Origin of the sequence: Shewanella sp. MMG014, from assembly GCF_018100775.1 — a bacterium.
In the GTDB taxonomy this organism is placed as follows: Bacteria; Pseudomonadota; Gammaproteobacteria; order Enterobacterales; family Shewanellaceae; genus Shewanella; species Shewanella japonica.
Genome location: NZ_JAGJDZ010000004.1, coordinates 268,368 through 283,738, shown reverse-complemented (window position 1 = coordinate 283,738; position 15,371 = coordinate 268,368). Strand labels below are relative to the sequence as shown.

The window sequence follows — 15,371 nt, the reverse complement described above, 5'->3', positions numbered from 1 at the left end:
TCACTATTGGTATTTCACTTTCAGTTTGGTAATTTAAAATCAATTCGCAGCATAGCATAGACCTATTATGTTAGCGCAGCAACTATCAAAGCGCACAAGATTGTCTATGGATAAAAAAAAGCCATTGATGTTGGCATCAATGGCTTTCATTATTTAGCTAGCATCACCTTTTTGATGGGCAGCAGCGGCAGCTACAAACCCTTCAAATAGTGGGTGGCCATCACGTGGCGTCGAGGTGAACTCTGGATGGAATTGACCCGCAACAAACCAAGGGTGATTTGGCAGCTCGATCATTTCAACTAACTTGCGGTCAGATGAAAGACCACTGAATACTAATCCTGCTTTCTCTAAGCGCTCAACGTAGTTGTTGTTCACTTCAAAACGATGACGATGACGTTCAACACACGTATTCGAATTATACGCCGCTGCAGCTTTAGAGCCTTCCAGTAAATGACAAAGCTGAGCGCCTAAACGCATCGTGCCACCTAGATCTGACTCTTCATGACGCTTCTCAATATTACCTTCTTCATTGATCCACTCAGTGATCAAACCAATAACTGGATGGTCAGTTGAAGAATCAAATTCTGTTGAATGCGCATTTTCAAGGTTCGCAACGTTACGAGCAAACTCAATCAATGCCACTTGCATACCTAAACAGATACCGAAATAAGGTACGTTATTTTCACGGGCGTATTTAGCAGCATAAATTTTGCCTTCAACACCACGTTCACCAAAACCACCAGGAACCAAGATACCGTCTAAGCCTTCTAAAACTTCAGCACCTTTTGCTTCAACAGTTTGTGAGTCTACGTATGTGATATTAACGGTTAAACGATTTTTCAGGCCAGCATGTTTTAATGCTTCATTGACTGACTTGTAAGCATCAGGTAATTCAATGTATTTACCCACCATACCAATAGTGATTTCACCTGTTGGGTTAGCTTCTTGGTAAATTACATTTTCCCACTCAGATAAATCTGCTTCTTTACAATCAATACCAAAGCGCTTGATAACTAGTTCATCAAGACCTTGCGAGCGAAGTAACGCTGGGATTTTGTAGATACTGTCTACATCTTTAAGCGAGATAACGGCTTTTTCTTCTACATTACAGAATAGCGAGATCTTTGCTTTTTCATTCACAGGGATCGCGCGGTCACCACGACATACAAGCACATCTGGCGCAATACCAATTGAACGCAACTCTTTAACAGAGTGCTGTGTAGGTTTAGTCTTAATCTCACCTGCAGCACCTAAGAAAGGCACTAAGGTTAAATGCATAAATAAAGTGCGATCACGTCCTAGCTCTGCACTTAATTGACGAATAGACTCTAAGAAAGGCAATGATTCAATATCACCCACTGTGCCACCAATCTCTACGATAGCAACATCATGGCCTTCACCACCTTCAAGTACTTTTTCTTTAATCGCATTAGTAATATGCGGTATGACCTGAATGGTTGCGCCTAAATAATCACCACGACGCTCTTTACGTAATACTTGCTCGTAAATACGACCAGTAGTGAAGTTGTTACGACGGTTCATTTTGGTACGAATAAAACGCTCGTAATGACCTAAGTCTAAGTCAGTTTCAGCACCATCTTCAGTCACGAATACTTCACCGTGCTGGGTCGGGCTCATGGTACCTGGATCAACGTTAATGTATGGGTCCAGTTTCATAATGGTTACATTGAGGCCACGCGCCTCTAAAATTGCTGCGAGCGACGCTGCTGCAATGCCTTTACCTAGTGAAGAAACAACGCCACCAGTAACGAAGATATACCTTGTAGTCATGCTGAACCTGAGAATGTGAGTTTGAAAAATACGTGCTTGTAAGAAAGCACTAGGACGGGGCGACATTCTACCAAATTAGCCTGATAACAACAAACAATAAACTCATTAAATTAATATAAAACTTATGCTCACTGTTTTAGCGAGCCTGTTACCCATTTATCCCCGCAACAAAGTGTAATTTAACCAATTGATTCTATTCTTAGTGGTGCGATTAAACACGGCGATAAGAATGATTCACTGCCTCTGTTGTGAATCCCACACTTTATTTCAAATACTTATGACCAAAATCTATTCCAATATCTTTTCCACAAGTACCTTTGCCGCCAGTCTCTTAGCCACAAGTGCCATAACCGCCAGTTTCTTAGCGCCTAATTGCTTAACGCCCAGTATTTTAACGACTGATGCCTTTGGGACTGATACCTTAATGAATAATGACTGGCGCTATCTTTCAACTTTTGACTTAATTAATGCTAGATAATGGGCTCATCGTTGTTAAGTTCATCGTTGTTTAGTTCAGAGCTGTTTAGTTCAATCTCTATAAACAACTTGCTCTAATTCAAGTCTGTAATTATTTGCTTCGCTCGGTTTGCTTAACGGTATCCCAATATGCGTCTAGCTCTTCGAGTGTGTGCTCACTCATGGGTTTTGTACTTTTTTCAGCTAAACTTTCAACACCTCTAAATCGACGCTCAAATTTTTGATTCGCTTGTCGCAGTGCAGATTCAGGATTAACACCTAGATGCCTCGCCATATTGGCTACAGCAAAAAGTAAATCCCCCATTTCATCAACCACTTTAGCTTGGTAGATTTCTGGCTCAGCTTGTAAATGTTTCGCCTCTTCCATGACTTCGTCGATTTCTTCATGGACTTTAGCGACAACAGGGGCTAAATCAGGCCAATCAAAGCCGACTTTTGCAACTCGTTTTTGAATTTTAATCGCGCGATTTAACGCTGGAAGTGATACTGGAATATCATCAAGTAGAGAAAACTGCTGTTTTTGTTCACGCTCTGTTTGTTTAATCGCCTCCCAGGACTGTTTGACTTTTTCGGCGCTGTCTATTGCCGTTTCATTGTTAGTTGGCACACTGTTAGTTGAACTTAGCTTTAGAGCGCTTTGTTGATGAAATACATGCGGGTGTCGGCGAGTTAATTTATCGCAAATTTTATCTACTACGGTGGCAAAATCAAATAAGCCCTGCTCTTTTCCTAATTGACAGTAAAACACCACTTGGAATAACAAGTCGCCTAGCTCATCTGGTAATGATGTTAAGTCGGCTTGCTCAATGGCATCAGCGACTTCATAAGCCTCTTCAAGCGTAAACGGCACTATGCTCGCAAATGTCTGTTGTTTATCCCATGGGCATCCCGTTTCAGGATCTCGCAGTTTTTCCATTATGTTTAACAATGGTTGAATAATGTTTTGTGGCTGGCTTACTAGCAGGGCATCTAATTCAGCAGTATCTGGAGTTTGTGACATGGTAAATACTCTTTTGCGCGTTATAAAAATGGGACAAACAGTAAACTAAAACTATGAAAGAAAAAGGTGGTAAACCAGTTGATTTACCACCTTAATTAAAACGTATCACTTTCAACTAGTCGAATGATTATAACCGTCTTGCTTCAATCACACCCTCTATCTGACCAAGCTTAACTAATATTCTTGATAAGCCATCTAAGTTATACAGTTCTAATTCAAGGTCGACTGCAGCAGTTTGATTTTTTTCATCCGATGTTGAGCTCATCGCCATCACATTGGACTTTTCAGCCGCAAGCACCGTTGTGACGTCTCTTAACAAGCCGCTTCTATCGTGAGCGCTCACTTGGACTTTAATGCGATAACCACCTGAATAGTTCTCGCCCCATACGACCTCAACGCTGCGCTCAGGGTGAGCACGCATTAACTCTTTAACTTGTGAGCAATCACTACGATGTACCGATACGCCGCGCCCCATGGTGATATAACCAAATATTTCATCTCCAGGAACAGGTTTACAGCAACTTGCAATGTGGCTTAATAAATTACCTACCCCATTAACTTCGACCTGGCCTTTGCCTTTGCGAGCAGGCTTTGTATGGGAGCGTTTAATGATTTCTTCGACAATTTCTTGTTCTGTACTCGGCTCTTTACGCAAGCTAGTTTCAACAAAGTTGACCACTTGGTTTAAACGTAAATCCCCCCCACCTATCGCCGCTAACATGTCATCCATAGAGTTCATGTTAAAACGCTCAACCGCAACTTGAGCATCTTTAAGTTTCAGCGACACTCTTGCCAGTTCAGCCTCTAGTAATTCTTTACCTGCAACCATGTTTTTGTCGCGGTCTTGTTGTTTAAACCAGTGCTGAATTTTAGAGCGTGAACGAGATGACTTAATGTAGCCTAAGTTAGGGTTAAGCCAATCGCGTTTCGGGTTAGGGTGTTTTGAGGTGATGATTTCAATTCGTTCACCGGTCTCAACTTGGTATGTAAACGGCACAATACGCCCATCCACTTTAGCGCCAATACATTTGTGACCGACATGGGAGTGAATGTAGTAAGCAAAATCCAGTACCGTGGAACCTAGCGGTAAATCGACTACCTCACCATTGGGGGTAAATACATATGCTCGGTCTTCGAAAACCTGACTGCGCACTTCTTCGACAAGGTTGCCAGTTTCAGCCACATCCTCTTGCCACAATAAAATCTTACGTAGCCAGTTAATTTTTTCTTCATAACCACTTTGTTTACCACCAGCAGTACCTTCTTTGTACTTCCAGTGAGCTGCTACACCGAGCTCTGCATCTTGATGCATGGTTTCTGTGCGGATTTGTATTTCAACGGTCTTGCCTTCTGGGCCCACGACCACAGTGTGAATAGATTGGTAGCCATTAGGTTTAGGGTTTGCGACATAATCATCGAACTCTCGCGGAATATGGTGCCACAAGGTATGCACAACCCCTAAAGCACCATAACAGTCTTGCAAGCGGTCAGTGACAATTCGCACCGCTCGTACATCAAATAGCTCATCAAAGGTAAGATCTTTACCCTTCATTTTTCGCCAAATACTGTAAATATGCTTTGGACGACCGTAGACTTTAGCGCGAATATTATCTTTATCTAATCGCTCTTGCAGCTGAGTAACAAACTTATCGACAAACACTTCTCGATCGACACGTTTACCATCTAATTGCTTAGCAATATCTTTATAAACAACTGGGTGCAGGTACCTAAAAGAGATGTCTTCTAGTTCCCATTTGAGTTGGCCGATACCTAATCGGTTGGCAAGAGGGGCATATATATCAGCAACTTCACGCGCAATCAAAACCCGAGTTTCTTCATCTCCATTTTTGACTTCACGAAGTAAACGTAACCGCTCAGCAAGTTTTATTACTACAGCACGAACATCTTCGACCATAGCCAATAGCATTTTACGAATATTATCAATTTGCGGTTCGGCTGCACGAGAATCTTGGCTGACTTTTAGTGCACCAATGGCTTCCATGGTGACAACACTCGCCACAAGTTTACTTAAACTTGCACCAAATTTTTCTTCGATATCCTCAATGGATAATATGCCTTCATCATGAACGATAAAAAGCAGTGAGGCCTGCAGGGTTTCGATGTCCATGTTTAAAGGAGCAAGAATCTCGACCATCTCTCGTGCTCGGTCAAGTAACCCACGATGAACATCTGGCGTTGCGGTTGGCAAAGCATCGAGCTGTTGAATAAGTTCCAGCAACATTTGGGCTTCTTCGGCGTTTTCTATATAACGCTTTACCCATTCATCGATATTAAAATCTGATGAATTGAAATGTGCTTCTCGGACTGAGACCATAGTAAACTTCCTTTTCGGTACTTATTTTACCCTTACAATGAAACAAGCAATATCAACAAAACTAACGCAGTGCATTTCGCCCTGCACAGATAAAAATAGTCATCTTGAGGGTTGAGTATTTTATGTCAAATTAATATTACTCAATTTACAAATTCTTACGTAAAATTCAAATTTCAGCTTATTGTTTGGCCAAAAGTGAGTTGTTCTGGGTATTGGCGACACGTAATATCAATAATAAATCATCTAGAATGAATTTAGTGTTACGTGAGCAACATTCCCCAAAAACCTTTAGCCAATAACCAAAAAATGAACCGACTTGCTTTGGCTGGTTCAGCTTAGCGAGTTTCAAATAATGCCATCGCTTCAATATGATGCGTTTGTGGAAACATATCTAACATAGTCAATTTACTCAATTGATAACCTTGCTCAATTAACACCTGACTATCGCGCGCTAAACTTGCTGGGTTACAGGATACATAGACCACTTTTGCAGGTTTCATTTTAGACAACCATTGCAAGCTTTCATATGCACCGGCACGAGCCGGATCGAGAAGTAATTTATCAATTTGTCCTAACCAGCTTGCCTCAGATAAATCTGCACTTAAATCGGCATGGTAAAAGTGAATATTGTTTAATTGGTTTTCTTTCGCATTTTGATTGGCTTGAGCCACCATTTCAGGCACGCCTTCAACCCCAACCACATCTGCGGCTTGTAACGCCAATGGCAAACTAAAATTACCTACCCCACAAAACAAATCTAAAATTCGTTCATTTTCTTTAGGTGCTAACCACTCAATAGCTTGAGTAACCATCTTTTGATTAATATCCGCATTCACTTGCACAAAATTACCAGGACTGAACTGGCATTGAACTTGGCCTTCAGCTAACCGATAAAAAGGTAATCTAATATGATTCTCAGTAATAACATCGGCTTGAGACTCATCTGCCACAAACAGAGACTGTAATTGACCTTCATTATCTTGAGTTAGCAAGTGAATTTTTTGCGCTTTGGCAAACTCGATGAGTAACTGACTATCACTTTCTTTCAAAGCTTTAGTGATGCGCAATACCGCAAACACGCCATTTTCTGCTTCAGTTAACTCCACATGCCCTAACGATGTCTTAGCATAAAGTTGATTAAGTAATGCGGTAAACGGTGTAATTAAATTTGATAATGACTTCGCTAATACATCACATTGTTTTATTTGCACAATATTATTGCTATTGGCAGCACGGAAGCCTAATTCGAGCATTTTTGATTTCTTATTAAACAGCGTAGCGAGCCTCGCTCTTCGGCGATAATGCCAATCTTCACTGACGACAGGCTCAGTAAGAATACCGTCCTCGACATCCACTGCCAGTTTGCTCATTAAATTAGTTAAGGCAGCTTGTTTATGTTGACGTTGTGCATCTATGCTTAAGTGTTGTAAATCACAACCGCCACACTGTTGATAATGTGGACATTTTGCTTTGGCACGATTTGGTGTTTTTTCGTCAATACCGATTAATTTCGCTTTAGCGTATTTTTTCTTTTGTTCTGTTAGCTGAACCGTCACTTTTTCACCAGGGAGCGCACCAGGTATAAACACGACCTTACCATTATGCTGCGCTATACCAGCGCCAAGGTGATCGAGTTGTGTTACCGTTAAACTCAACTTAGCTGATAACTGCTTCGTTTTGTTCGGTTTTGCTTTAAAAAATTGCGCCATTTTGGCCTCTGGTATGGAATAAAAAACTGGTCAAGAGTGCTCTATTTCTGGCAATCTAGACAACATATTTGATAAAAGTCTTTAGGAATAATTACTTCACGATGAATAATGCTAACAACATGACCAAATACAGCCTCCGTTCGTGGGTGCTTGTACTTGCGTTAGCGCCTACCGTGATGGTGGGTATTCTACTTGGAAGTTACTTCACCATAAACCGTTTTTATGAACTTGAAGAAACCTTAATCGCCCAAGGCCGTAGTATTGTCGAACCATTGGCTATTGCAAGTGAATTTGGTCTTGTCACCGAAGACAGAGAAGCTACTAAACGCTTATTAGCTGCATCGCAATTAAACAACTCCTCTTTGATTCACTCTATCGCCATTTTTGATAGCGACAACCAACTGTTTGTCACCTCGCACTACCATAAAGATTTCGAAAGTATGCGATATCCACTAGCGCTGAGAAATTTAATCGCCAGCCAATATGAAACCATAGACGATACTATGGTCATTCGTGTGCCTATTTTATCCCATACCGGTATTGCGCCCAAAACCAATAACTATATTGCAACAGCCTCTCCTGCTCCGACAGGAACTAGCGTTATCAATAATGCGGAAGGTCAGCAAATACTGGGCTACATTTCAATATTATTAAACAAAGAAAATGCATTATTAGAACAACATCGGGCAGCGATAGCGGCTTTTGTTATTGTATTAATCGGGGTGCAGTTAAATCTATTTTTCACCTTTCGATTAGTAAAGCATGTGAACTACCCAATTACAGAAATGGTTCGGGTCGTCGCAAAAATCCGTGAAGGAAAGCTCGATACTCGCCTTGAAGGACAACTTATCGGTGAGCTAGATTTACTGAAGCGTGGCATTAATGCCATGGCAAGCTCCTTGTCTGAATATCACGATGAAATGCAGCAAAATATTGACCAAGCGACTTCTGATCTGCGTGAAACCTTAGAGCAAATTGAGATTCAAAACGTTGAGTTGGACTTAGCTAAAAAACGGGCGCTTGAAGCTAGCAGAATAAAATCTGAGTTTTTAGCAAACATGTCTCACGAGTTACGTACTCCGCTTAACGGTGTCATTGGTTTTTCTCGACAACTGATTAAAACGCCCCTGCACTCTAGCCAGCTTGATTACATCAAAACCATTGAAAGAAGTGCCAGTAACTTACTCGGCATCATTAATGACATTCTTGATTTCTCTAAACTCGAAGCAGGTAAAATGGTTCTTGAAAAAATGCCTTTTGCTTTGAGAGAAACCATTGCCGACACCATCAGTATCGTGGCTGGTAGCGCCCATGAAAAAAGCATTGAATTAGTTGTCGATATTGATGACAACGTGCCAGAAAGTGTCAGTGGCGATGCAATGCGCGTAGGTCAAATCATGACAAATTTAATTGGTAATGCGATTAAATTTACCGATGAAGGCAGTGTGATTTTAAAAATGCATTTAGTTGGCCAGCGAGATGAAAACATTACTTTGCGCTGCGAAGTGATTGATACAGGTATCGGTATCGATGAAGGCCAACAAGAATATTTATTCCAAGCTTTCGGGCAAGCTGATTCGTCTATATCTCGACGCTTTGGCGGTACAGGATTAGGCTTAGTGATTACCAAACGCTTAATCAATCAAATGGGCGGGCAAATCGGTTTTACTTCTACGCCTAATAAAGGGTCGACATTCTGGTTTATGCTGCCGCTTGAGCTAAGTCAATTCCATATCGGTGAAGTATTACACTTAGAGTCTTTGCGGGATAAAACACTATTACTGTTTGAATCACGAGAGCTCACTCGTGATACCTTTAATCGCCGCTTTGAAGCTTGGGGAATGCATTTAACGTCTGTGGGACAACTACCACATTTAGAAACCACATTGTCTTCAAGTAAAGTGCACTACGATTATATTCTTTTAGGCTGCCATGGCTTTAAAGATAATGAGCAATTACTCAGCTTCTTAAAACTTGCTCGTGAAAAGACAGCTTGCTTGGTGTTATTGCATGACGGTATCGAGCAACAAGAAATCTTAAACCAAGGATTAAGACCTAATACGGATATACTGATGAGTATGCCGGTCAGTGACTATGATTTAGCGAATCAGTTGATACACCCACCAACGCAAACAGCGTTATTAACTGAAACATTGCCTGAAACAGTTTATGAACGTAAAAACCTTAATGTTCTGGCCGTTGATGACAACTTAGCGAACCTTAAATTAATTGATACCTTACTGAAAGAGCTCGTGGTGAATGTGGTATCGGTGAATAACGGTGATGATGCGATTAAGTATGCTAAACAACAAGTATTCGATGTCATCTTTATGGATATTCAAATGCCGGGCACTGATGGTATCACAGCAACCAAGTTGATTCGTCAAGAGTCACAAAACCGCAATACGCCAATCATTGCCGTCACTGCCCACGCAATTGCAGAAGAGCGAGAATTAATTTTAGGTAGCGGCATGGACGGTTATCTGCCTAAGCCGATTGATGAGGCAGCCCTTAAAGGAGTTATTGATCGCTGGATCAATAAACCTAAGTTTACCCATTTTGATATGCACACTCTAAATTGGGAATTATGCCTTGCTCAAACGAATCAAAAACCTGATTTAGCCCTCGAAATGCTGCAGATGTTAGTTGATTCATTACCTGATAACGTTGTTAACATTGAAACAGCCCTTAAAACCGTCAATAGCGAACTCATGTTACAGACCGTGCATAAACTTCATGGGGCAAGTTGTTACTGTGGCGTACCTAACACTCAGAAGCTTTGCCAAGAAATTGAGTCTGCGCTAAAGCACAAAACCAGCATTGAAGATCTTGAACCAGAAATACTTGAGTTACTTGATGAGTTAACTAAGGTAGAATCAGCAGCAAATCAAGTGATATCACAGTTATCAGCGGATGTACCCAATGAGTCATAAACCCGGTTTTTTTAAACGTTTAAAAGCGTTGTCTTTACCTCAAAAGCAATTATTTGCTACCGCACTTTGCCAACGCATGTTGCCAAATTATCAGTTATTTTCTGAAGTTTGCGAATTTGGCGAGCCAAAAACACTCAGCACTGTCTTAGAGCTATTGTGGCAATCTCAATACGATAAAAAACTTAAATTTAACTATGACATTCATTTACAACGCTTAGAAGACAACACCCCTGAGCCAAGTAACTTTGAAGCATACGGAGTTTACCCAGCAATGGATGCAGCTGTCGCGTTAACCACCTTACTTGGCGGTATTCAGGGTAAAATTGAAGAAGACATTACCAACATCAGTAAATTATCTTCAAGTACAGTAGCCAACTACATTGAAGCTATCAGTGTTGATGAACTTCAAGATGAATTAAACGAAGAAGTCGTAGAAGAGTTTGTTTTCGCACATCCTGTGATGCAGGAAGAAAAAGAACTACAAGGAATGTTACTGGATATTATTGAAGCTAACCCTAAATTATCAGCTGAATTCGTTAAAGAGTTACGTAAAGAAATAGTCGACGCTGGTGTTTCTAATATTGGGATCAGTGTTCAGTAACTGAGTTTTTTGTTAGCAATATTTATTGGCAAGATTTATGGGCATTCAGCCTATAGAAAAACTTTGAGCACACTTGTTAGTGCGCTCAGAGTTGCACTTGCATCATTAACTTATTCGCCAACCCAATGACTGTCAAATCAACAATGTCATTGACTTCCAATAGACACACATAAGGAGAAGATGATGGCCAACATTTTAACTCCCCTTATTGCTGTCTTTGGCATCATGTTGCTAGGCTTTATTGTTCAAAAACTAAAAGTGCTTCCTCATGATACCGACTTTACATTAAACGAATACGTCTATTACGTGGCGTTCCCCGCTATTTTATTCATTGCGTTAGCCGAAACCGATATACATGAGATCATGCAATGGGGCTTTATTGCGGCCTTTGGTATTGCAATGGTTGTGACCTATTTCATTACGGTGCTCATTTCATCTATCGCAGATAAAAAACAACCGGCACTAGCCGCTATCAGAGGGTTAAATACCAGCTTTGGTAATACCGCATTTATTGGTATTCCACTAATGATGATGCTTTATCCAGATAACAATCACGCAATCACAGCTGCTGCAATTGCGAGTTTGTTATCTGTCATTATGTTTGCCTTTGCAATGGTCAATATGGAACTTGCCATCAATAAAAAGCAAAAACGACACCCTGTGCTTATTATGTTGAATGCGTTAATTAGTAATCCCATTGTTATTGGTTGCACTTTAGGGGTCATGGCATCAGCTTTGTATATCCCAATTCCTGATAGCATCAGCATGATGATGAGGTTAATTGGCAATACCTCAAGCCCATGTGCGCTGTTTGCGATTGGTATGGTTCTCGCTAAAGCAATGCATGGAGGTACAGAGCCTGAAACGCCACCTCACCATCTTGCAATCGAAATGGGCATATTAAATATACTTAAACTCGTGATTCAGCCATTGATTGCTTATGGTTTACTACGCTATTTTAATGTCGATAACGAGTTACTTATCATGGGGGTCATCTTAGCTGCATTACCAACTGCAGCAAGTGTTTACTTACTCGCACAGCGTTATCAAACCTATGGGCTGTCGAGCGCTAAATGCATCTTGATTAGTACCCTTGCCACCTTTATTAGCCTTCCCCTGATTGAACAATTACTTGAACAGCTCAACTAAATACTAAACTTCTTGCTGCTAATAACTTCCGCATAAATACAACTCAAAAAAATTAGCAACCAGCACTTTACTGTATATAAAAACAGTGTAGACTGTTTATAAATACAGTGGTTTGGTGTTTCTTTACACAGGGATTGATTATGCTTTGCCAATTAAGCATTAATAATTTTGCGATTGTACGTTTTCTTGAACTTGACTTTAAAGCCGGAATGACCAGCATCACAGGTGAAACTGGTGCCGGTAAATCTATCGCTATCGATGCGCTAGGCCTATGCTTAGGCAATAGAGCCGATGCCAATACCGTTCGCCCTGGGGCAAACAAAGCTGAAGTTTCTGCACGGTTTTCGCTTGAAGATGTGCCGTATGCTAAACGCTGGCTTGAAGATAATGATCTTGATGTCGATGAAGAATGTATTTTACGTCGAACGATTAGCGCCGACGGTCGCTCTAGAGCCTACATTAATGGTAACCCTGTCCCACTCACTCAACTTAAAGCACTAGGACAATTATTTGTCGGAATTCATGGGCAGCACGCTCACCATGCCATGCTTAAAAGTGAGCATCAACTTACCTTACTCGATAGCTATGCCAACCACAGTATCCTTATCGACAATGTGAGTAAAAGCTATCAACGCTGTAAGCTCATTGAAAATGAATTAAAACAATTACAGTTAAACCAACAAGAGCGTATTGCCCGCAAACAACTTCTACAATACCAAGTCGAAGAACTGGACGAATTTGCTTTAAAGCCTGGTGAATTTGAGCAAATAGAGCAAGAACACAAACGCTTGGCTAACGGCAGTGATTTAATTGAAAATTGTCAATTAACGCTTCAATTGCTTAGCGAGGATGATGAGCACAATATCGAGTCCTCATTAAATCGGGTGATAGGTTTTGCCGATCAATTACAATCATTTGATCCAGCATTGCAAAGTGTTGCAAACATGCTCAATGAAGCCTTAATTCAGGTACAAGAAAGTACCAGTGAAGTTCAAGACTATTTAAGCAAAATAGAGCTAGATCCCGAGCATTTTGCATTTTTGGAACAACGTATTTCCAAGGCCATGCAACTGGCGAGAAAGCATCATGTTCAAACAGAACATTTAGCTGAACACCATCAAGCATTAGCCATAGAATTAAAAGAGCTAAATAACGATGCAACCCGACTAGATGAGATTCAACAGCAAGTTGACGACAGTAAACAAGCTTATATTAAAAGCGCTCAAAAACTCAGCCAAAGCCGCCTTCGCTATGCAAAAGAGCTTAATAAACTTGTCACTCGCTCGATTCATGAATTGAATATGCCCAAGGGTAAGTTTTCTATAGAAGTCAATTTTAACCCAGACATTCAATCTGTTACTGGTAGCGATCAAGTTGAATTTCAAGTGACCACTAACCCAGGACAACCCCTTCAACCGATTGCAAAAGTCGCTTCTGGTGGTGAGTTATCACGTATTGGTTTAGGTATTCAAGTTATTACTGCGAAAAAAGTTGCCACCCCGACACTCATATTTGATGAAGTCGATGTCGGTATTTCTGGGCCAACTGCGGCCGTTGTTGGACGTATGCTGCGCAGTTTAGGGGAATCTACTCAAGTTATCTGTGTGACCCATTTACCTCAAGTAGCAGGTAATGGTCACCAACATATGCTGGTGAACAAGTTTAGTAAAAGTGGTGGCACTGAAACGCAAATGAAACCCCTTGATAAAGAGCAAAGGATCAGTGAATTAGCTAGGTTATTAGCTGGTGATGTTATTACAGAAAACACACTTGCTAACGCTCGAGAACTACTTCAATAGCTAAGATAGTAAAGTGCTCACTAATCACTAAAAAGCCCACCAATTGGTGGGCTTTTTAGTGATTGTTCAATCAAGACTTATACGAAGTAATAGATAAGCTGCAAACAGATTAATGCAAAAAAGCCTGCTAAAACATCGTCAATCATAATACCAAAGCCGCCATGAACTTTGGCATCTAGCCAACGAATAGGCCAAGGTTTCAAAATATCAAAAAAACGGAATAGTGCAAAACCAATGACTAACCATATTAAGCCCGCTGGGGCAGCTATCATGGTAATCATTAAGCCGGCAACCTCATCCCAGACAATGGCGCCATGATCATGGACTCCCATGTCTTTGGCTGCTTTATCACATATATAAAAGCCAATAAGCGTACTTAACACAGTGATAATAATAAATGCGGTTAAGCTAAGGTGCCCCATTAAGTAAACTAATGGCACGGCTGCTAATGTACCGAAAGTGCCGGGGGCTTTAGCTGCTAACCCACTGCCAAACCCAAGTGCTAAAAAATGCACTGGATTTTTAAGTGATAATTTTTTTACCGCTGGATCGTTTGATAATAGATTCATTAAAAGTGCTCAAAACTTTTTAGGTCTAGCTCAAATGGTTCGCCATTGGATACCAACCTTAATTTATCACCCGCGCATATTTGTCCAATTTTGACAAATTTAACACCTGCGTGAATTAAGGCTGTATCTAAAGCGCCCCGTTGTGCTTCAGGTACAGTGAAAAGAAGCTCGTAATCTTCGCCCCCAGTCAAAGCATAATTGATTGCTTGCTCTGGCCCCACTGAGCCAACCAATGAAGTCGATACCGGTAATTCATTGACATCAACGACGGCTCCAACGTTTGAAGCTTTTAATATATGAACAATATCGGAGTTAAGGCCATCAGATAAATCAATTGCACTGGTTGCTAATGAACGCAGGGCTTGTCCAGCCAAGATCCTTGGCGTTGGATGATAATGGCGATTAATCAAAAACTCTTTAAACTGAGGGTCAACATCTTGCTTACCTAGCAAAATATCCAAGCCTAATGCGGAATCACCTAAGGTACCAGTGACATAAATCCAGTCACCGATTTTTGCACCACCACGAGTTAAGGCTTTACCGGTAGGAACTTGACCATGAATCGTGATATTGATACTGCGTGGGCCACGAGTAGTATCACCACCAATCAAGCTCACACTGTAGTATTCCGCAGCTTCAAACAACCCTTCACTAAACTGCTGTAACCAGTCGTTATCAACATCAGGCAAGGTTAACGCCAGGGTCATCCAAGCGGGATCGGCTCCCATCGCAGCTAAATCAGATAAGTTTACTGCCACTGATTTATAGCCTAACTCATGCGCAGGCATTGAAGGTAGGAAGTGAATATTTTCTACGAGGGTGTCACAAGAAATTGCAATAGATTTGTTTTCAGCTGGTTGTACTAATGCACAGTCATCACCAATGCCGAGATGAACATCACGACGTTTCTGACCTTTATCACGGAAAAATTGTTCAATAAGTTGGAATTCTTTCACGATAAAATTGGTACGGTTGCCCGCCCACCTACTGTTATAGAAATCGGTAAGC

The 15,371-nt window shown here is 41.0% G+C and carries 10 protein-coding genes; 4 read left to right on the top strand and 6 right to left on the bottom strand.

Features of this window, described 5'->3' with window-relative positions:
* Nucleotides 1-153: 153 nt before the first annotated feature.
* The 4 genes from J8L86_RS08740 to rlmD all read right to left on the bottom strand — a co-directional run bounded on the left by J8L86_RS08740 (nt 154) and on the right by rlmD (nt 7,312).
* A complete protein-coding gene (locus J8L86_RS08740; RefSeq protein ID WP_055023767.1) occupies nt 154-1,791 on the bottom strand; it encodes a CTP synthase in 1,638 nt (545 codons plus the stop codon).
* 568 nt (nt 1,792-2,359) lie between these two features.
* Nucleotides 2,360-3,268, bottom strand: coding sequence for a nucleoside triphosphate pyrophosphohydrolase (gene mazG / locus J8L86_RS08735; protein ID WP_211029916.1), 909 nt, complete (start codon nt 3,266-3,268; stop codon nt 2,360-2,362).
* A gap of 127 nt (nt 3,269-3,395) precedes the next feature.
* Nucleotides 3,396-5,603, bottom strand: a complete 2,208-nt coding sequence (gene relA / locus J8L86_RS08730) for a GTP diphosphokinase (RefSeq protein WP_055023765.1) — start codon at nt 5,601-5,603, stop codon at nt 3,396-3,398.
* Between the two features lie 335 nt (nt 5,604-5,938).
* Entirely contained in the window at nt 5,939-7,312 is a 1,374-nt protein-coding gene (gene rlmD / locus J8L86_RS08725; protein WP_211029914.1) for a 23S rRNA (uracil(1939)-C(5))-methyltransferase RlmD, read from the bottom strand.
* Between the two features lie 101 nt (nt 7,313-7,413).
* Between rlmD and barA the strand changes: the two genes are divergently transcribed.
* From barA to recN, 4 genes are all read left to right on the top strand, one after another.
* Nucleotides 7,414-10,245 (top strand): two-component sensor histidine kinase BarA, encoded by a 2,832-nt coding sequence (barA, locus tag J8L86_RS08720; RefSeq protein WP_065108625.1) that lies wholly within the window; start codon nt 7,414-7,416, stop codon nt 10,243-10,245.
* Nucleotides 10,235-10,846, top strand: coding sequence for a YjaG family protein (locus tag J8L86_RS08715; protein ID WP_065108626.1), 612 nt, complete (start codon nt 10,235-10,237; stop codon nt 10,844-10,846). The genes barA and J8L86_RS08715 overlap by 11 nt, the downstream gene beginning before the upstream one ends.
* A 183-nt stretch (nt 10,847-11,029) precedes the next feature.
* Nucleotides 11,030-11,995 (top strand): AEC family transporter, encoded by a 966-nt coding sequence (locus tag J8L86_RS08710; RefSeq protein WP_065108627.1) that lies wholly within the window; start codon nt 11,030-11,032, stop codon nt 11,993-11,995.
* Nucleotides 11,996-12,135: 140 nt separating this feature from the next.
* A complete protein-coding gene (gene recN, locus J8L86_RS08705) occupies nt 12,136-13,794 on the top strand; it encodes a DNA repair protein RecN (protein ID WP_065108628.1) in 1,659 nt (552 codons plus the stop codon).
* Nucleotides 13,795-13,871: 77 nt separating this feature from the next.
* Here the strand turns inward: recN and J8L86_RS08700 are convergent, their stop codons facing one another.
* Together J8L86_RS08700 and thiL are read right to left on the bottom strand one after the other, a co-directional pair.
* A complete protein-coding gene (locus J8L86_RS08700) occupies nt 13,872-14,363 on the bottom strand; it encodes a phosphatidylglycerophosphatase A (RefSeq protein WP_065108629.1) in 492 nt (163 codons plus the stop codon).
* The gene (thiL, locus tag J8L86_RS08695; protein WP_211029912.1) at nt 14,363-15,319 is read right to left on the bottom strand and encodes a thiamine-phosphate kinase; all 957 of its coding nucleotides are present in this window, start codon (nt 15,317-15,319) and stop codon (nt 14,363-14,365) included. Before thiL ends, J8L86_RS08700 begins: the two co-directional genes overlap by 1 nt.
* Between the last annotated feature and the right edge of the window lie 52 nt (nt 15,320-15,371).

Bases quoted from the DNA above. Each gene is read 5' to 3' on its own strand.
- J8L86_RS08740 (WP_055023767.1), bottom strand. From the start codon at position 1,791: ATGACTACAAGGTATATCTTCGTTACTGGTGGCGTTGTTTCTTCACTA.
- mazG (WP_211029916.1), bottom strand. From the start codon at position 3,268: ATGTCACAAACTCCAGATACTGCTGAATTAGATGCCCTGCTAGTAAGC.
- relA (WP_055023765.1), bottom strand. From the start codon at position 5,603: ATGGTCTCAGTCCGAGAAGCACATTTCAATTCATCAGATTTTAATATC.
- rlmD (WP_211029914.1), bottom strand. From the start codon at position 7,312: ATGGCGCAATTTTTTAAAGCAAAACCGAACAAAACGAAGCAGTTATCA.
- barA (WP_065108625.1), top strand. From the start codon at position 7,414: ATGAATAATGCTAACAACATGACCAAATACAGCCTCCGTTCGTGGGTG.
- J8L86_RS08715 (WP_065108626.1), top strand. From the start codon at position 10,235: ATGAGTCATAAACCCGGTTTTTTTAAACGTTTAAAAGCGTTGTCTTTA.
- J8L86_RS08710 (WP_065108627.1), top strand. From the start codon at position 11,030: ATGGCCAACATTTTAACTCCCCTTATTGCTGTCTTTGGCATCATGTTG.
- recN (WP_065108628.1), top strand. From the start codon at position 12,136: ATGCTTTGCCAATTAAGCATTAATAATTTTGCGATTGTACGTTTTCTT.
- J8L86_RS08700 (WP_065108629.1), bottom strand. From the start codon at position 14,363: ATGAATCTATTATCAAACGATCCAGCGGTAAAAAAATTATCACTTAAA.